Genomic DNA, 18264 nt, shown 5'->3' on the forward strand with positions numbered 1-18264 from the left:
TTAACGACTACAGGGATTGACCCGCGAGCGTAATGTCGATGGGTTCAAAGCCGTCCTCCACCTTCTTCTTTCCGACCTCAATCGCAGCGCGTAGGCCTGACTCCTCGTTAGGGAAGGTGCTTGGTAACGAGAACTGCGTATCCATGTCGTTCCTATCAAAGACATAAAACTCCGCAATCCAGCCGCTCCCATCAGCGAGCTCGTGGCTACGAGCATCAATCGAACAACCTTTGTGTTGAAAAATCTTCTGCATTGGAGTCTCCGATCATCGTTCAACAAAAAGCCCCGCATCGCTGCGGGGCTCTTCGTTTCTACTTTCGACTTCGATTTAGTACATGCCGCCCATGCCGCCGCCGTGTCCACCGGCCGGTTCAGACTTCTTCTCTTCGGGGATCTCGGAGATGAGGGCTTCCGTGGTGAGCATGAGGCCAGCGATGGAGCCGGCGTTCTGGAGCGCGGTACGGGTTACCTTGGTCGGGTCGATGACGCCGGCCTTGACCAGGTCAACGTACTCGCTGGTCTGGGCGTTGTATCCGTAGTGCGGGTCCTTGTGGTCGCGGATCTTGCCGACCACAATGGCGCCTTCTTCGCCGGCGTTGCCGACGATCTGGCGGAGGGGCTCTTCGAGCGCGCGCTTGATGATGTTGGCGCCGATGCCTTCGTCGCCGGTGAGCTTGAGGGCGTCAACGGCTTCGACGCAACGGATGAGCGCAACGCCGCCGCCCGGGACGATGCCTTCTTCCACGGCAGCGCGGGTTGCGTGCATCGCGTCTTCCACGCGAGCTTTCTTTTCCTTCATTTCAGTCTCGGTGGCTGCGCCGACCTTGATCACCGCAACGCCGCCGACGAGCTTCGCCAGGCGTTCCTGGAGCTTCTCGCGGTCGTAGTCGCTGGTGGTCTTTTCGACCTGGCTGCGAATTTCCTTCACGCGGCCTTCGATGTCGGAACTCTTGCCCTTGCCTTCGACAATCGTGGTGTTGTCCTTGTCGATGGTGACCTTCTTGGCGGAACCGAGATCGTCCATATGGACGTTCTCGAGCTTAATGCCGAGGTCTTCGGTAATGGCCTTGCCGCCGGTGAGGATCGCGATGTCTTGCAGCATGGCCTTGCGGCGATCGCCGAAGCCAGGCGCCTTCACGGCCGCAACGTTGAGCGTGCCGCGCAGCTTGTTCACGACCAAAGTCGCGAGTGCTTCGCCTTCCACGTCTTCCGCGATGATGACCAATGGGCGTCCGCCCTTGGCGATCTGCTCGAGCAACGGGAGCAGGTCCTTCATCGAGGAAACTTTCTTTTCGTGGATGAGGATGTAGGGGTTCTCGAGCACGGCTTCCATGCGCTCAGGATCGGTGACGAAGTACGGGGAGAGATAGCCGCGGTCGAACTGCATGCCTTCGACGACTTCGAGCTGGGTCTCCATGGTCTTCGACTCTTCAACGGTGATGACACCGTCTTTGCCGACCTTCTTCATGGCTTCGGCAATGATCTTGCCGATGGTCTCGTCGTTGTTGGCGGAGATGGTGCCGACCTGGGCGATCATCTCGCCGGTGACGGGCTTGCTGAACTTGTCGAGGGCGCCGGGGATGCGGTTGCCTTCGGCGTCGTTGTAACCGCATACGGCGGTGACGGCCTTGTCGATGCCGCGCTTGAGGGCCATGGGGTTGGAACCGGCGGCGACGTTCTTTACGCCTTCGCGGTAGATGGCCTGGGCGAGAACGGTGGCGGTGGTGGTGCCGTCGCCGGCGATGTCGCTGGTCTTGCTGGCGACTTCCTTCACCATCTGGGCGCCCATGTTCTCAAGGGTGTCCTTCAGTTCGATTTCCTTCGCGACGGTAACGCCGTCCTTGGTGATGAGCGGGGAACCGAACTTTTTGTCGATAACGACGTTGCGGCCCTTGGGGCCGAGGGTAACTTTCACTGCGTCAGCGAGAACGTTAACGCCGCGCAGAATGGACTGGCGGGATTCTTCGCCGTGAACGATTTGCTTTGCCATTGCGATCAATCTCCTTCGAAATCTGTTTCCCTCAGGGGCTGAAGCCCGGCGGAGGGAGCTTTTGTCGGCACGACTGAAGTCGTGCCCTGATACGAATCTTGGTGCGGCGCTAGCGCGCCGGACGAATTGTTACTCGAGGATGCCGAGGACTTCTTCCTCGCGCATGATGAGGAATTCTTCGCCATCGATCTTGATTTCGGTGCCGGCGTACTTGCCGAAGAGGATGCGGTTTCCGGCTTTGACTTGCAGCGGGGTGGTCTCGCCCTTTTCGTTCTGCTTGCCCTTGCCGACGGCGATGACTTCGCCTTCCTGCGGTTTGTCCTTGGCGCTATCGGGGATGATGATGCCGCCACGGGTGGTCTGAGCTTCCTCAACGCGACGCACAACGATGCGGTCGTAGAGGGGAACAAGCTTGGTTGCAGTTGCAGTAGCCATTCTTGGGACTCCTTTCGAGATTTCCTATGGGTGTTTGGGGTGCCGCGTGATTCGGCGGCGAGAAACTTATGGATTGCTAACCAGGGCAGAGTGCCTGCTAGCACTCACGTCCTACGAGTGCTAATTCTAGGGCGGCTGATTGTCCGATGTCAAGCGGAAGAGGGTGGAATGTGAGTGAGATTAACTCAATCTTTACCGTTTTCCGGCAAGAGTCGAGCAGATTAGCTGATTCTAATCAGTTTATTGGATTTTTCTAAACCCTGCGAACCTTGCGCCGATGGAGGAGGTGAGCAAGGGATGGGACCTGCGGGCCGGGAACACCGGGGCGGGTCTCAGAGCCGGACGAGGCTGTATAGAGGTCGAAGTTCTGCGAATGGGAGCGAATCCAAGCTGCGTGCGTGCGCAGGGACTTGGTAGGCGATCGTGGAATTGGCACCTAGCCTGGCAACGGAAGTTGCTTCCCGGAACTCTCATCTCGACGCGGGGCCGAAGTTGGACCGGCCGTGGCCCCGCGGCGAGAAATCGCCAGGCCTTGAGGTGCTGCGGTGCAAGCTCCCAGAGTTCGTCTGCTGATCACGCTCGTCTTCTTTGTCAGTTTTTCAGTTGCGCAAACTCTTAACAGTTCCAATGCAAGTGCGGCGCCGGTGGTAGAGGTGTCGAGCGCGAAGTATGCGAAGGCGATGCAGAAGGTAGTGACAAAGTACGACGTCACAAAGATCGGCGAACGCAAAGTTGCGGGCGGGATGAACTTTGTCTCCATTGAAGCGGAGGCCAGGCTCGGGCGGCAGTTGTCGGGCGAAGCGGACCGCATGCTGCGGTTGGTGCAGGATCCGGTCATTACTGAGTATGTGAATCGGCTGGGGCAGAACCTGGTGCGCAATTCGGATGCGAAGGTGCCGTTCACAATCAAAGTTGTGGATTCGGAAGAGATCAACGCATTCGCTCTGCCAGGCGGATATTTCTACGTGAATACCGGGCTGATTCTTGCCGCGGATAGCGAAGCGGAGTTGGCGGCGGTGATGTCGCACGAGATTGCGCACGTGGCGGCGCGTCATGCGACGAAAAATTTAAGCAAGAGGGAACTGCTGCAGCTGTGCACACTGCCCACTTTCTTTATCGCTGGGCCGGCGGTGATCGCGATACGAGAGGCGGCCCAGATCGCGTTACCGATGACGTACATGAAATTCTCGCGCGATGCCGAACGCGAGGCCGATTTGCTTGGCATGGAGTATGCATACGCTTCTGGGTACGATCCGCAGGCCATGGTGACGTTCTTCCAGAAGGCGCTGGTCAGGGACCAGAAGAGGCAGCGGTTGATTGCGCGGGCGTATGCGACGCATCCGATGACGGCGGAGCGCATGCAGCGCGCGCAGGCGGAAATCCAGACGTTGTTGCCGCCGAAAGACAACTACATGCTGACGACCAACGAATTCGATGAGATCAAAGCACGTGTGTCGCGACTGGAGAGGAACCAACTGGTAGCCTGGGCGCCGAGCAGCAAACCAACGCTGCGGAACCGGACCGATGTGGAGAGTGCTCCGGTCAGCAATACACCGACTTTGAGAAAAACTGTTGGTGACGGAACCAATTTCACCGATGTTAAGAAGGACGTCCGCACGTATGCGGAGCGGCAGTGGAACTAGGGCCGACGGTATGGGAACCGGCAGCCCTATGAGTTAAGAAGCAAGCCATCGTGCGCGGGTGTGGCTGAAGCGAATTACTCCTGGTTCGCTTCCGCCACGTACGCGCACGAATTTATTTTTGCGCAACACGCCGATGGAGCCGATCAAATCGGGGAAGGTCTCGGCAAGAACGCGGTTTATATTCGGATCGTCGAAGGCATGGCGCAGCAATCGATCGACGGCCTCGGCGGCGTAGCCGTGACGACGAAACTCGGGGCAGATCGCATAACCAACTTCGATGCTGTTCTTCAGCGGTTCGCCTTTGAAGCCGCAATTGCCGATGAGTTGGCGATCGCGTCCGCGGAGCAGGATGTAGTACATCCCCCAGCGGCTTTGTTCGTGCGATTCGAGATAGTTCAACATCCAGCGTTGGGAAGCTTCGTCGTTGAATGGCGGTGGCGGCCAAACCTTGGGCATCCGCACATTCAGGTTTCGTGAGAGCGAGCGCGGGGAGCGGAGTTCGGCCTTCATGGATGCGACGGTGGCAGGGATCAGCCAGAGCCGCGGAGTTGCGATCTTGTGCATTTCAGATGTCTCCAGAGTTAAGAGTGGAGTCGCGCGAAGACACGTGTGCCTGCGCAGAAGTGCGGCGGCAGGCTAGACAAGATCGGCGTTACAGAACAGAGGCGACTCGCTAATGAAGGTGACTGTGGAAGAAAGCATAACCCGAGATCTGTCTTGAGGGAAGAAGGTTCGTCTTTCCCACCCTCTCTTCGGGCACCCACACTTTTAGTGACGAAGAGAGTTCTTGAGCGTGGTGAGCTTGGCGAGAAATTGCTGGCGATCTTTGGTGTCTTTGAAGTTCTTGAGAGTAGTGGCTTCGAATTCGGCAATTTCAGGAGTGCAATCGCAGCCGTTCTGTAACAGCCAACTGATACTGGGCGCGTAGCGATCGAAGTTCTCCGCATTTTCGCGTGACCAGGCACCGTCATCCATCGGGGCACGGAACTCCGGCGGCATACGGGCGATGATCTTTCTCGAACCGCTGCAGAGTCCAGTGGTCGGTTTTAGATCTAAACGAACAAGTTCGCGAAGTACGCGTTCGTCGCGGTACTCATTCATCATTTGCTCGGCCTGTTCCTGGCGCTCCGACAGGGTCACGATCTTGGAGAGCGCTGCTTTGCGCACGTCGGCGGACTGGTGGGCAGTGAACGGCATCAGTTCCCAGAGCGGCGTTGATTCGGGATACGCGGCGATCTTCGCGATCAAAGCATTGTCTTCTTCGGTTTTCGTTTTTGCTTCTTCGGCGGCGATTACCGGAGCCACTCGGCGGCTCTCAGCGGCATCGCGCATGGACTGCATTTGACGCGAGACGTAGGGCGGATAAGGAATGACCGCGGCAAGGAGCAGCGGAACAGTTGTGATCCACACAGCAAGGTTGTCAAGGCCGCGTTCATGGACGACCGGAACGATGAGGCAGAGGATGCGGATGAGCAGCGCGACTGGAATTATGATCGCAGCGATTTGCAGCAGGAAGGCAGGAGAGAACTGATCTTTGCTGCAGAGAATGTCGAATGCGCCGAATTCCGCGACGGCGGCAAAGACGAAGACAGGCAACATCCACCAGGCAGGTTTTGCGGGGAAGACATCGCTGAATCGCGTGATCGCGAGGAGCACGGCGAAGATCAGCCACAGGGCGATACCGGCAAACGCGGCGTAGGCCTGCGCGTAGGCATTGCCTGCGGCGTCGCTGCTGTGCAACGAAAAGATCAGTGCCGAGAAATAGAGCGTCAGGAAGCCAGCGGCTGCACTGAGCAGATACGTGAAAAAGAGCAAGCGTTCTCCAGTTACCAGATATCGATGTAGGCCTTGTGCTCGCCGCAGTGAAGACAGCGAAAGGCATTTGCCGTGGGGCCATGTTCACGGTGCAATGAGTTCAGCAATTCGTTCGCAGCACCGCCCGAACGCTCCCATTCGTGCACGATTTCGTGCATGAGCGTGCCCTCGAGTTTCGGGTAATCGCGTCGCACCTCAACGATACCCACTGGTTCAAGGAAGGCCATTGCGTCGTCGCAACAGGCGAGCCACTGCTCCGACTGCCAGCCGGCGAATCCAAGAGTGCGGTACAGGATTTCCTGCCGGGCAGAGTTTGGTATCTCGTCGGCGAGGCCCGGATCATCCACGAACGAAGCGTCGAACTTGCGGTGGGCGGAGCCGTCGGCGATGCACCACGGACACAGGGCGTTTTCGAGATCATCACTCTCCGCGTATACCGAGACCGTATAGATGTATCCGCGCTTCTTGTCGCAGCACACGCAGGTCTCTTCGGAGACAACGAGGTTGCCGCTCTTCACGGGGTCGGGATGATAGCGGAAATTGGGCAGCGGCATGGCTAGCTCCGGAGGCCCGCTTCTTGAGGGAAGGCGGAATTCTAGCAGAAGGCACGCAACGCCCATCGCGAATGCGGGTTTACAATATCCGCAGACCTATGAAGAAGCTTTCGATTCTCGCCATTGTTGTTCTGCTGGGAAGCCTGTTGGCGTTTGCCGATAAGAAGGATGAGCCGCAAGGAGCGTCCGAAGTAAAGTTCCAGGTGGTGAAGGCCGACAACGGCAAGCCGGTGCGCAATGCGTCGGTGATCCTGCATCCCGTGACGAAGCAAGGATGGCAATCGAAAAAGGGTTTCGAATTGAAGACCGATTCGGAAGGGAACACCCAGTTGGCGGTCCCGTATGGCAAGGTGCGGGTTCAGGTGATTGCACCGGGGTTTCAGACGTATGGGGAAGATTTCGTCTTAACCGAGCCGACGAGGGAAATCGTGATCAAGCTGGAACGTCCGAAGGACCAGTACACGATCTATAAGTAGACGCTATTCTCGGGTGCTCGCCGATTTCTTCAACACGATTCCGCCGAGAAATGCTACCGCCGCTCCGAGCAACCACTGGATCCTCCAGAGCTGAACGGCCTGCCATTCTTGAATGGTGTTCGCGGTGTACAGCCATCCCACGGCAATCGCCGCCAACGCGCAGGCCAGCCCAATCACTAAGAAGATAAGCGAGGCCGTGCCGAGTCCGGTGCGTTCGCGAATGCTGGCGAAGTCGAGCCACTCAACCCAATTAAAGGTATAGCGGCCGAGGCCCATGGCCGGTACGCGGTCAGAACCGCAGATGTGGCAGTAGCGGGCGCCCATCAGGTATTCGGCGCCACATTCACAGGTGGCATCGCTGGCCACCGGGTCAACGACAACTCGCCGCGAGCCTGCCGGACGCCAGTATTCCTGCTTAACGTTTTGCAGTGCGTCAGCCATAGGGTTTCTTCTTAACCCCTTATGTCGCAAGCCCAGTGCCAAATCAAGACAACGCGTAAGTTCTTAATTCTTAATAGTTTCGCGGAAACCTAATAAGGCCCGGCAGTGAGCCGGGCCGGAAATATCTACGCGATGCAGGGGAAAACGAGGCTATTTGTTGCGTTTTGGCATGGCGACGACCTTCTGCGTGGGCAGCACCTTGTTCCAGAACTCGAGCAGCAGTAGGTCACTAGCAGTCAGCTCGATGTTCTCGGGGCGTGACAGCCCATCGTTGAAGACGTACTCATCGAGCAGCAGGTGCAACCGGGCGAGCGATATTCCCATGGACAGCGCTGCTTCCCGTTCGGAGTAGAACTCTTTATCTTGCGAGATAGGACTTTTTACGTTTGGATTCATCTCGTATCACCCGCCGGAGGGAGTCTCTGGGGTGAATCGATTTGTACCTGTTTTCGGGAGCTCTGCGTATCGGGTAAACTGCCCTAGAACCCCAGCGATGACACCTTACCGCTACGCCCGTCCGCTTATTACCTTGGGCATCTTATTGATCTCGCTGTGGGTTAGCTCTCCCGGCCAAATTGTGCCAACCCGCATCAATACTGACCCGGCTAGCGCCAAAGGGGCACAGTTCTTCTACAACCTCGAATATGACAAATCCATCCGGGAATTCGAGGCCGTATTAAAGGCACATCCCGACGATCCTTTCGCGGTCAACCACCTCTTGACGACGGTGATGTTCAAAGAACTGTATCGAATCGGCGCCTTAGATACGGAGCTCTATTCCGGCGATTCGTTCCTGACCAAGAAGCAGTTTGCGCCGACCGATCCGCAGGTGGTAGCACGCGTGAAAGAGCTGATGGATCGTGCGTTCTTTCTCGAAGAAGAGCACCTCAAGACGAATGCCAATGACGTCGACGCGCTTTACGCGCGCGGGGTGACCCGGGGCCTACGCTCCACGTGGACCGCGTTGGCTGAGAAAGCGTGGTTTGCGGCACTGCGGAGTGCCGTCGGCGCACGGCACGATCATGAGCGCGTGCTCGAACTCGATCCCAAGTATGTAGACGCAAAGACGATCGTCGGCGTGCACATGTACGTAACCGGCAGTCTGCCATGGGCGGTGAAAGCGGCGGCTTCCGTCGCGGGATTGTCCGGCAACAAGCAAAAGGGGCTTGAATACCTTCGCGCCGCCGCCGCGCATGCGCCTGAGAGCGGCATGGATGCTCGCATCACGCTAGCGCTTTTTCTCCGCCGCGAGCAAAAGTACGATGAGTGCCTTCAGGTCGTAAAAGGCATGCACGATGAGTATCCCCACAATTTCCTGATCTCTGCCGAATACGCGCACCTGTTGAATGCAGCGGGACACGGGCCGGAGGCGGTTGCGGAATATCAGTTGGTCCTCGACCGCTATCGCAAGGGATGGTTCCCGGTGAGTCGTCCGGAACAAGCGGCTTTTGGGCTGGGCGAAGCAGCGCGCGGCCAGAAGCAGTACGAGCTTGCGCTGAACGGGTACAACATGGTCAGCACGTTTAAGAACGTGGATCAGGAACTCATTCAGCGTACGAATCTCGGCGCCGGCGAGGTGCTGGACCTAATGAACCGGCGGGATGATGCCGTAAAGCGCTACCAACAGGTGCTCGCGTTCAATCAATCGAATGCCGTAGCCGAGCGCGCCAAGCACAATCTCAAGACCCCGTATCGCGGGATGTAAGCACCGCTCCGATCACCCCTTCGGCGGATATTCGTCGATCAATTTCACGATCGCCTTGTCGAGCAGCTTCATCGTCTTCTCTTTTGAGTCGAGTTCGAAGTTGATGCTCTGCCTGACGGTGCCGATCCAGACGACTGCTTTCGCCTTGGGATCTACGAATTCGAGCGCTAGCGTGCCCTGCTGGAAGTAAGTGCCGGAGACGGCCCAACCCACATTGCCGCCGACCCACATCGTGGGGTCCCAGAAGATGTCGTTATAGCCGGGCAAAGGAATGTACAGCGTTGTGAGTGCGACGTTGCCCTGGTAATCGATGGAACCGTCATGCACGAGGATCAGGTCGCCGCCACTCTCGACCTGGGTGAGGCCGCGCTTCGCGAATTCCTGCTGAATTGTGTTCTTGATGATCTCGCGCAGGATCGGTTTTTGCGCGGGCATCTCGCCGGGCGCGACGCTGTAGGTCTTGTATTGCGCGAAGTTGGTGCCCTTCTTGAAGCCGGTCTTTACCTTCTGGGCAAAGATGGTGGACGAGGCAAGCAACAGCACGCAGAGAGCAACTTGCGATTTCATGCAGGCAAAGCTATAGGTGCATTGCTGAACGAGGTACTGGAAGAATTGTCAGTAGGAGGCTACAGGTTCTTCCCGAAACGTCGCGAGGCAGGCGCTGAGATCGTCGATCATGCGCGCAAGGCGCAGCTTCTCTGCTGGTTCCGAGGCGGCGCGGAACGATGATTCGTATTCTCGACGCAGCAGTCGTAATTCGCGGATTTGTTCGGGATCGGATTTGGTGACCATCATCAGCATCAGACACTCTCAACTCACGATGGGTAAATCCCAAGGGAGGTAAAAAGCCCCAGCACCTGCCAGGGCCGAATGAACTTAATATGAGCCGGAAACTTTGGCGTCCGTAACCGGCGGAACATTTTCTTTCTCAATGATCTTCTTCAGCTTAACCACTGCGCGGATTTTCGCGTATCCCCCGCGTATCCCGGACGTCCCACGAAAGATTGGATCCCGATGTGAACTCAGCGCCCTACCGGGCGTTCTGGAGACGTTCGATGTGCAGGCTGAGGACTTTCAAGTCCTGATAGAGGCCCCAAACTTCGCTCAGGCTGGTGGAGCGGCGCAGTTGATGAATCATGCGGTCGCGCAAATAAAGCAGCTCAACCAGACGGCGGGTCTCAACTCCATTGTTCATGCAACGACAATACCGCGACGAACCGGCCCGCACACTCCCCAGACCAGCGTTAAACGTCACACAAGTAAGGGATGTATCCCCGAATGAGGGACATTACCGGGGACCGCTCGACATGAGTTACTTGCGTTCGGATCCACGCTCAATTGAGTTCGTGCTTACTTCGCCGGAGAGAAGTCGAAGCGCCGAAAGACGATCTCCCACTCGTGGAGCGGCGGCTGCTTGAAACTCCACAAGTTCATCCCGATCGGCAATGCGACATGCGGAACATTGGTTCCGTCGTTCGTGAGCGTGTCGTGTTGCAGCACGTGCTCTGGTGGAGCGCTAATCGGAACGAAGCCGGCCATGATGTAGAAGTCGATTTTATCGGCGGTCCAGACGAAGCGCGCCGTCGTCTTTGCCGGACGATCGTTCACATAGAAATTGTGTTCCCACGCCGAGACGCCATTTGGTCGCCGATGTCCTGTCGGTGGATAGACCGTGAAATCGGCGTTGATCGGCTTTGGCTGGTTGTTGTTCCATGCCGAGAACTCAATGTCGATTTCCTCTTCGGCGTCGGCGCCGATCTTGTGAATGGGCCCGTATGAGAAGAGGCCGATGACTATCGTCGGATCCATGGCGTAGATCTGCGAGTTCTCGATCTCCCACTGGTAGGTTCCGAAGCTGAGATCGTCGGTGGTAAACATCTCGGAGCCGGACCAGGCGTCGCCTTTCTTGACGATCCGCATGTGCAGGGCGCCGTCCTTGTCGATGGAAAGGTTGGCGGGGTCCGCGGCAATTACGCCGGCCATGTGGCCGGTGCTTGGTTTCCAGGTATGCCCCATCCATTGAAGGTTTTGAGCGGAGGCAAGGGAAGCGAAAAGAAGGAATGCGAGCAAGTTTAGGCGCATGGCTTTTCCGCGGACATTCTACGCGTGTCGTCACGATTTTTCAGTCGGCGGGGTTCATCATTGTTCGCGGCAAAATAGAATTAGTACTTCAACGATCGCACGACCAAAATAAATCCGGAAATGCAAAACCCCACACCCGATTCCCAGGTGTGGGGCCCCCGGAATTGTCAGACTGTGCATGACCGGGGAATTCGCGGTTGCGACATCCGCGTGGGTTTCTCTTCCAGCGCTGAACGCTATCCCATCGTGGTGGAAGCTTTGTCATCGGTACGTCAGCGTTTTGCAACGAATGCGAGAAGAAGTGAACGAAATTCAGGGTTCTGGTCCCCGGGCGATAACGCAGGTTTTGACATCGTCAATGCGGAATCGGGTTGGCGCTGCGCATCTAACCGGGAATGTTTCGAACTGTCGTAGCGGTGCTTTGGTTGGCGATGCTGAGCTATGGAAGCTCAGTTCCAGTACGCCATCACGAAGGCTTGGTGCACGGGTTCCTCACCCTACGCTCTCTGGATGGCACCCTCCTCGCCGACGGCGATCTCATCCAGAACGTACGTGGCGACAAAGTCACGAGTCGATTGGTTTTCCACTTTAAAGACGGATCTCTTTCCGACGAAGTCGCGGTCTTCTCCCAGCGCGGAACCTTTCATTTGCTGAGCGACCACGTGGTTCAAAAAGGGCCAGCATTTACGCATCCGCTCGACATGCGGATCAATGGTGCAACCGGCGACGTGGAAGTGCGCTACACCGAAGACGGAGCAGAGAAGTCCGCGCACGATCGCGTGAAGGCCACGGATGGCCTGGCAAACGGGATACTCCTGACCCTCTTGAAGAACCTCGCGCCGGATACGTCCGAGGCCAAGCTTAGCTACGTCGTCGCGACGCCAAAGCCGCGTTTGGTGACGCTGCTTGTCTCCCGCAATGGCAAGGAACCCTTTCGCACAGGCGGAACTGAAAGGAGTGCAGCACACTTTCGGATCAAAATTGACTTGGGTGGCATGACGGGACTGCTGGCTTCGGTATTCGGAAAAGAGCCGGCCGATCAGAACGTGTGGATCCTTGAAGGCGAGGCTCCGGCGTTCGTCAAATCGGAAAGTCAGATGACGCCGAATGGTCCGATGTGGCGCATTGAACTCACGAGTCCTTCGTGGGGAAAGTGAACGGTTCGCTGAGCGATTCGCTCGATTCGCTGAAGTCTGGACGCCTGCTGCGGAGCTGCCATGTTACGGTCGCTCACGCGACATGCTCGTCGAAATCGGACAGGTCGAAGCGCTCTTCCGTTACCCGGTGAAGTCCATGGCCGGCGAACGGCTTGAGTCCGCCGAACTCGGCTGGCATGGCTTCGAAGGCGACCGTCGTTTCGCGCTTCGTCGCGTGAACGATCGGGGAGCATTTCCCTGGCTCACGGCTGGCAAACTGCCCGAACTCGTGCGTTATCTCCCAATGCGCGAAGGTGATGGCGTCGTTCCAACCCATGTGCGTATGCCCGACGGCACACAGCTACCAATCTTCAGTGAAGAACTCGCAGCGGAGATCGAAGGTCGTTATGGCGCTCCCGTGCAAATGGTGCAGATGAAGCACGGCATCTTCGACGATGCGAGCATCTCGGTGATCGCCTCCGAGACCACTAACGAAGTTGCACGTCTCGCCGGACAAACTCCCGACGTTCGCCGGTTTCGTCCGAATATTGTTGTGCGGTTGCAACAACCAAGCGCCTTTCAAGAAGACGAATGGCTAGGCGGTGTCCTTGAATTCGGCGAGGAGGAAAATGCTCCCGCGATTGCCGTCACCATGCGCGACCTGCGCTGCGCGATGATCAACCTGGATCCAGACACAGCGAAGCCGGAGACGGCGTGGATGAAAGCCGCGGTGCGAGCGAACGGAAACAACGCCGGTGTCTATGGAACCGTGACGCGCATGGGCCGCATTAGCGTTGGCCAAGGAATCATCTTTCGCCCAGCGCGTCCGGTTTAGGCATATCGTTCCCGTTCGCTTTGGATCCCTAGAATTGCGGCGCTGTCGCTGGCAGGGAAGTGGAATCGATGCCCTCGCAAGCCAGGTTATCGATGCTCAGATTTCCCTGCGCATCCAACCGAACAGTCCAGATGGAATCGTAGTCTTCGTCATTCCACAAGGGCGCGTTTTGTGCCACTCCGTACGAGTACAGCAAAGCATTGATCGTCGGCGGAACGTGCTTGTGCTCCCACGCGACGAGCAAGACATGGTTCGAAAACGTTCCATTGGTGAAGAGATAGTTGCTTGCCTTCGTTGCCAATTGCGGCGCGTTTTGCGAAAACACTGCAACGCTCGATGCCAGGTTGTAGGGCAGATTGTTCGCGATGGCATATGGCTCTACCGTCATCGCAGGGCGAATGTAGGAGGACGTGATGCTCTCGGGCGTGCCAGGTATGCCGATTGCAGGATCGATGGCGATTACCTGGTCCGGGTGGATCTTTCCGGCCAGCGCGTTCGGCAAGTCGAGCGCGCGCCATTGTCCCGCAGCCACGTAGTTGCCGTCATCCCAGTTGGCTGCAGGATGCGCCTCGGCGTGGCGAATCATGTACACCGTTTCATTCACGTTGGTGTTCGCAGGAACCACCGCGCCGCCGGCGCCGCCCACGGCACTTACGCTGTATGTCCCCTGGCAGCGTGCGCTCGCGATTTTGCCTGCCGGCAATGCGGGGTAACTTGTTCCCGGATGAAGGTCGGCGTTGTAACCGACAAGGGCCGCGGTTCCTGAAGGCGCAATTGAGATCGCATACACGTGGTCGGGGCCGCCATAACTCGATGGCAGGGCAAGTCCGAAACCTTCCGATGCATTGATGTTCGACATCATCGCGCTGACCGTGTCCCAAGGCGCGGAAAAGACAAAGTATCCGGGGCTCTTGGCCGTGATCAGCGCTTCGACGAGTGCCTCGTTGGCGCCGTTCTGGTCGGTGAAGTCCAGACCTTGGCAACCTGGGCACGAGAAGACGGGCTGTGCGACATCGTTCGGTAATGCTGCGCTGTCAGCGTATGAAGCGAAGATCGGAAAGCTGTTCCCAGTGACCGGCGCTCCGCCGTTAATCGAAGTGCTGACCTGGTTGAGCATGGCGAACTGTTGGACGGCCATCAACGGCGCCATGTCGGGATACTTGTTCGTAGTTTGAAGATGGGTCATCGGCTCCAGGGCGTAGATCGCGGTGACCGCTTTCCCGCCGAGCACATTCTGCTTTAGATAGGTCCCAAGGAGCAGTGTCCGCTGTAACCCTTGACTGGTGAGATTTGCGGTGTCGTCGTTGATGTCCTGCGTGCCGTGATGTTGCAGGTCTTCACTGGCCACGAAAATAAGATTTACGTTCTTTGCGCTCAGTGGAGTGGGGGCCGGATCGGGAGACGACGATGTACCGCATCCGGCAAGCAGGACTAAAACAAACAACATGAAAACCACAACCAGGGAGCGGGAACTCTTCGTCATGGAACGTTTTCCTCTCGAGCCGCCACAAGGCAAGCTCATGTTCTGGGCTCGACATCGGCTGCAGTCCTGGAGAGTGTGAGAGCAAGCTCCGAGATATGTCGGTCCTTTTCCTTATTTGGGCGTCACTCCATCAAGAAAGTTCACTTCCGCAAATACGATCTCAGCGCGCTTCTGGCGCTATTTCGCGAGATTGTTTGTTGGCACTGGTTTGAAATCCGGAGTACACTCTTCCGGCCATCCCCTTTCGTTCCGACCCCTAAGAGCGGCTCTCGTTGTCGTTTTGCCCGGCTCAAAAATCTATTCACTTCAGGAGCAGGTTATGCGTCTCAAGCTTGCCGCGTTGTGTTCCCTACTCGTGCTGTCTCTTCCCGCGTTCGCCCAGCAGCCCGCCGCCGATCCTGCGGCATTGGCATCGACGGTACCGAACGTGATCCGATATAGCGGGACCCTGCCGCACAGTGCCGGCAAGACCGTTGGCATTACCTTCACCCTGCACAAGAACCAAACCGATCAGGCGTCTCTCTGGATGGAGACCCAGAACGTGATTGTGGACGCTACGGGTAAGTACAGCGTGCTCCTTGGTGCGACCAAGTCCACTGGCATGCCTGCGAACCTGTTTGCCACCGGAGAAGCGCGTTGGCTTGCCGTGCATGTGGATGGCGAATCCGATGCTCGCGTCCTGCTCGTCAGCGTTCCGTACGCGATGAAAGCTGCGGAAGCCGAAACCCTCGGCGGTCACGCGCTCAGCGAATTCATCACCGCCGATAAGCTAAGCGCCGCGGTGCGCGAGGAATTGAAGCTCTCGCCATCGCAAGGATCGTTCAACGTGAAGAACGGCTCCGGCGCCAAGACGAACGTTGTCACCAATACGGCCACGAATTTTGCGGACAACAACGCCAACCAGGTTGTGCTGGTGACGCAGAGCGGTACCGGCTCCGGACTGGTCGCCAACGCGGCATCCGGCAGCGGATTGATCGGAACCTCCGGCGGAGCGGCTGGCTTTGGAGTGAGTGGCTCCAACACCGCGGTTACCGGTGTTCCCGTCGGTGTACGTGGAACAACGGTCGCGGACAGCGGTATTTCCATCTACGGTACCGCGAGTGGAACCGGAGGCAGTGCGACTGGTGTGAAGGGCATTACGGCGGCTCCCGCCGGTTACGGTGTATTCGGACAGAACACGGCGACCACCGGCCCGGCCGTTGGTTTCCGCGGCACGACCGCGTCTACAGCGGGTATCGGCATTTACGGTACGGCCACTTCCGCTACCGGCACTACTACCGGTATTCGCGCGAACGTCGCGAGTCCGAATGGCGTTGCGGCAGTGTTCCAGAACAGCGGCAGTGGGCAATTGCTCAGCGGACAAAGCGGCGCGTCGAACACGGAGGTATTCAGCGTGAGTGGCGGGGGCGACGTTGCCGCGAACTCGTTGAACCTGCCGGCAACTTCGGCGACCACCGGTTTCCTTGCAATCGGAGGTCTTAAGGTCATGCTGGCTCCGGGAATTTCGGGAACCAACAACTTCTTCGCAGGACAGGGTGCCGGGAACCCGACGGTGAGTGGAAGCTACAATGCCGGTTTCGGTGCGTTGTCGGCGTCCAATCTCTCGTCGGGAATATTCAACACCGCGATCGGCTACGGCGCACTCTACAACATCACCACCGGAACGGATAATACCGCCGTGGGTGTTGAGGCTGGGTACCCGGGCGAGGTTACTGGGAGTGGCAACACTTACGTGGGCGCAGTAGCCGGCCCGTCAGTAGATGGCTTGTTCAGGTCTACTGCACTCGGCATCTTTGCCAAGGTTGGCAAATCGCACGCCATCGTGCTCGGCGACTCAACCGACGCTGCGCTCACGTTGGGAATCGGAACCCCGACTCCAAGCAGTACGCTGTCGTTCAACGGTGACCGGATCACCTCTATCGCGCCGGAACGGAGCAGTGGGTCCAACCCCGGCCAGCAACTCGGGCTCTCGGGCGGCAGCGCGGCGGTGGGATCTACCGACATTGCTGGTGGAGACCTGGTGCTGGCGGCAGGTTATGGTACAGGCCTTGGGTCTGGAGGCAATCTCCGCGAGCAGACTGGTAGCTCGGCGGCATTAAGCGGCACAGCGGACGGTCTGCTGGTGGACCGCCGTATCGTGGTGGCGCACGGCAAGCAGTTGACCCTCTCTTCTCCCGGTTTCACCTCGCTCATGTCCATCCACCTCGTCGGTACGAACACGGCGGGTGGGCGTATCTACTACACGATCCGCGCAACCGACGGCGGTTCGCAGATCGCGACCGAAGAAGGCGTGATCCAGTATCTCGCCACGGCGAACTCCATCACCTGTACGGTCCAGACCACCGACAAGCTGCACTTGGGGACGGTGAACTCAGGATGCACTCCTGGATTCTTCAATCCCGGGAGTCAACCAGGTGTCAGCATCTTCGACAACGTGAGTTTCTCGTCGCCCGCGCCGATCGTGGTGCACGAGATCTATTTCACAATCGACAACGAGTCGGGATCGTCGATCCGACTGGAACCGTAGGAAAGAACGTTCAGTAGAAAGGGCGGCTTCGGCCGCCCTTTTTATGCTTTCTCTTTCTTTACCAATTCCCGGATGCGCTTGCGTAGGGCGATGCGCTTTTTTCGAATGCGATGCGACCTGGCTTTATCGCCATTGATTTTCGACATGGTGGCTCTCCCTCGATCTCAATTGAGTGCTTCGCGATCATAGCCCATCCGTTACATCTCCGTGGCAACCTTCCGGGCGAGTGGGCTGACTTCCTTCGTCGTGCAGGGGCAGGTGCTGTACATGAGGCGCAGCAGGCGGTTGCCTTTGCGCGCGGTAATCATGATGTCGCCGGCCACGAACGCTTCATCGCCAATACCGGGCAACTGCTCGGAACCGGGGAAGCGTCCGATCACGCCTCTCTCGAGACGCATCTGCTCCACTCCGTTTTCAGCGAGGCCAACGACGAGCACGGGAGCGTTGCCGTTGGCGTCGGAAGTAGGCTCGTGACCTTCTGTGGTTTGCGATTTGAAGATCGTGCCCGCGAAATTCTGGATCATGTTTTGCTGCTGGGCGTCCGCCCCCTTGCCGCCGCCGATCGCTGCGATGTGTTTGGCGGTGAGGTCGGCGGTGTTGCCATGCACGAGGTACGAACAGCTATCGCCCTCTGACTTGGTACCGACGACCGTGACGTTCAGTGCGCGACTCACCTCGTCCTTGCTGAGAAAACGGCAAACGTCGCCGAATGCGGGCGACGAATTTGCGGAAGTCGAAGAGGAGTGGGAGTGCGTGTCCGACAGCATGCCCCCCGTGACCTCGTTGACCTTTTGTTTCACGCGGTGGGCTACGTAGATGGCGCCTACCACCCCGGCTGCTCCGACCAAGACCACGACCACGAAGAACGCGATCGCTACCTTGGCCAGCGTGCTCATCCCTTTGTGCGGCGCAGGCGGAGCGGGAGTGTAGGTCGCAACCGGAGCGGGCGCAGGTGCCGGAGCAGCAGCCGCCTGGACGGGAGGCGGCACTGGTTGACCGCCGAGGTTCGCGCCACACTTCGCACAGAACGCTGCGCCGGAACTCGGCGTCCCACACTTGGTACAGAAGTTTGCCATGATCAGCCCCCAACTGCGCCGGGAGAACCCGGGAGAGGCCGCAATCTTTACCACACTTCGCTGGTA

Annotated in this window: 20 protein-coding genes; 6 read left to right on the forward strand and 14 right to left on the reverse strand. The window is 58.0% G+C overall.

Features of this window, described 5'->3' with window-relative positions:
* Positions 1-7 precede the first annotated feature (7 nt).
* The 3 genes from ACID345_RS05625 to groES form a co-directional block, all read right to left on the reverse strand.
* Complete coding sequence (locus ACID345_RS05625) at positions 8-253, reverse strand: hypothetical protein (RefSeq protein ID WP_011521901.1); 246 nt, start codon at positions 251-253, stop codon at positions 8-10.
* Between the two features lie 75 nt (positions 254-328).
* Positions 329-1990, reverse strand: coding sequence for a chaperonin GroEL (gene groL, locus ACID345_RS05630; protein WP_011521902.1), 1662 nt, complete (start codon positions 1988-1990; stop codon positions 329-331).
* Positions 1991-2119: 129 nt separating this feature from the next.
* Complete coding sequence (groES, locus tag ACID345_RS05635; protein ID WP_011521903.1) at positions 2120-2425, reverse strand: co-chaperone GroES; 306 nt, start codon at positions 2423-2425, stop codon at positions 2120-2122.
* Positions 2426-2970: 545 nt separating this feature from the next.
* Here groES and ACID345_RS05640 point away from each other — a divergent pair.
* Entirely contained in the window at positions 2971-4068 is a 1098-nt protein-coding gene (locus ACID345_RS05640) for a M48 family metallopeptidase (protein WP_011521904.1), read from the forward strand.
* A gap of 33 nt (positions 4069-4101) precedes the next feature.
* On the opposite strand, the gene ACID345_RS05645 is transcribed toward ACID345_RS05640, so the two are convergent.
* From ACID345_RS05645 to ACID345_RS05655, 3 genes are all read right to left on the reverse strand, one after another.
* A complete protein-coding gene (locus ACID345_RS05645) occupies positions 4102-4632 on the reverse strand; it encodes a GNAT family N-acetyltransferase (protein ID WP_011521905.1) in 531 nt (176 codons plus the stop codon).
* 204 nt (positions 4633-4836) lie between these two features.
* Entirely contained in the window at positions 4837-5883 is a 1047-nt protein-coding gene (locus ACID345_RS05650) for a hypothetical protein (RefSeq protein WP_011521906.1), read from the reverse strand.
* An 11-nt stretch (positions 5884-5894) separates the two neighbouring features.
* The gene (locus ACID345_RS05655; RefSeq protein WP_011521907.1) at positions 5895-6437 is read right to left on the reverse strand and encodes a CbrC family protein; all 543 of its coding nucleotides are present in this window, start codon (positions 6435-6437) and stop codon (positions 5895-5897) included.
* A 98-nt stretch (positions 6438-6535) separates the two neighbouring features.
* On the opposite strand from ACID345_RS05655, the gene ACID345_RS05660 reads away from it, so the two are divergent.
* Entirely contained in the window at positions 6536-6913 is a 378-nt protein-coding gene (locus ACID345_RS05660; protein ID WP_041855473.1) for a carboxypeptidase-like regulatory domain-containing protein, read from the forward strand.
* 3 nt (positions 6914-6916) lie between these two features.
* Here ACID345_RS05660 and ACID345_RS05665 read toward each other — a convergent pair whose 3' ends face one another.
* Both ACID345_RS05665 and ACID345_RS05670 read right to left on the reverse strand, forming a co-directional pair.
* Positions 6917-7354 (reverse strand): hypothetical protein, encoded by a 438-nt coding sequence (locus ACID345_RS05665; RefSeq protein WP_011521909.1) that lies wholly within the window; start codon positions 7352-7354, stop codon positions 6917-6919.
* Between the two features lie 150 nt (positions 7355-7504).
* Positions 7505-7750 carry a hypothetical protein gene (locus ACID345_RS05670; RefSeq protein WP_011521910.1) on the reverse strand — a complete coding sequence of 82 codons (246 nt, stop codon included), beginning with the start codon at positions 7748-7750 and terminating at the stop codon, positions 7505-7507.
* Between the two features lie 97 nt (positions 7751-7847).
* Here ACID345_RS05670 and ACID345_RS05675 point away from each other — a divergent pair, with 97 nt between their 5' ends.
* Positions 7848-9059 carry a tetratricopeptide repeat protein gene (locus ACID345_RS05675; protein ID WP_041855474.1) on the forward strand — a complete coding sequence of 404 codons (1212 nt, stop codon included), beginning with the start codon at positions 7848-7850 and terminating at the stop codon, positions 9057-9059.
* A gap of 12 nt (positions 9060-9071) precedes the next feature.
* On the opposite strand, the gene ACID345_RS05680 is transcribed toward ACID345_RS05675, so the two are convergent.
* The 4 genes from ACID345_RS05680 to ACID345_RS05690 all read right to left on the reverse strand — a co-directional run bounded on the left by ACID345_RS05680 (position 9072) and on the right by ACID345_RS05690 (position 11141).
* Positions 9072-9626 carry a DUF4136 domain-containing protein gene (locus ACID345_RS05680; RefSeq protein WP_011521912.1) on the reverse strand — a complete coding sequence of 185 codons (555 nt, stop codon included), beginning with the start codon at positions 9624-9626 and terminating at the stop codon, positions 9072-9074.
* A 48-nt stretch (positions 9627-9674) separates the two neighbouring features.
* Entirely contained in the window at positions 9675-9860 is a 186-nt protein-coding gene (locus ACID345_RS05685; RefSeq protein ID WP_041855475.1) for a hypothetical protein, read from the reverse strand.
* 229 nt (positions 9861-10089) lie between these two features.
* The gene (locus ACID345_RS26850; protein ID WP_187148951.1) at positions 10090-10254 is read right to left on the reverse strand and encodes a hypothetical protein; all 165 of its coding nucleotides are present in this window, start codon (positions 10252-10254) and stop codon (positions 10090-10092) included.
* Positions 10255-10409: 155 nt separating this feature from the next.
* Positions 10410-11141 carry a family 16 glycosylhydrolase gene (locus ACID345_RS05690; RefSeq protein WP_011521913.1) on the reverse strand — a complete coding sequence of 244 codons (732 nt, stop codon included), beginning with the start codon at positions 11139-11141 and terminating at the stop codon, positions 10410-10412.
* Positions 11142-11536: 395 nt separating this feature from the next.
* On the opposite strand from ACID345_RS05690, the gene ACID345_RS05695 reads away from it, so the two are divergent.
* Entirely contained in the window at positions 11537-12298 is a 762-nt protein-coding gene (locus ACID345_RS05695) for a hypothetical protein (protein WP_228370741.1), read from the forward strand.
* A gap of 82 nt (positions 12299-12380) precedes the next feature.
* Positions 12381-13112, forward strand: a complete 732-nt coding sequence (locus tag ACID345_RS05700) for an MOSC domain-containing protein (RefSeq protein ID WP_011521915.1) — start codon at positions 12381-12383, stop codon at positions 13110-13112.
* Between the two features lie 28 nt (positions 13113-13140).
* Here ACID345_RS05700 and ACID345_RS05705 read toward each other — a convergent pair whose 3' ends face one another.
* Positions 13141-14595 (reverse strand): hypothetical protein, encoded by a 1455-nt coding sequence (locus tag ACID345_RS05705; RefSeq protein ID WP_011521916.1) that lies wholly within the window; start codon positions 14593-14595, stop codon positions 13141-13143.
* Positions 14596-14914: 319 nt separating this feature from the next.
* On the opposite strand from ACID345_RS05705, the gene ACID345_RS05710 reads away from it, so the two are divergent.
* A complete protein-coding gene (locus ACID345_RS05710; RefSeq protein ID WP_011521917.1) occupies positions 14915-17122 on the forward strand; it encodes a beta strand repeat-containing protein in 2208 nt (735 codons plus the stop codon).
* A 197-nt stretch (positions 17123-17319) separates the two neighbouring features.
* On the opposite strand, the gene ACID345_RS05715 is transcribed toward ACID345_RS05710, so the two are convergent.
* Positions 17320-18198: a zinc ribbon domain-containing protein gene (locus ACID345_RS05715; protein ID WP_011521918.1), complete on the reverse strand. Its 879-nt coding sequence runs from the start codon at positions 18196-18198 to the stop codon at positions 17320-17322.
* Between the last annotated feature and the right edge of the window lie 66 nt (positions 18199-18264).

This window comes from Candidatus Koribacter versatilis Ellin345, from assembly GCF_000014005.1.
Classification (GTDB): Bacteria; Acidobacteriota; Terriglobia; order Terriglobales; family Acidobacteriaceae; genus Korobacter; species Korobacter versatilis_A.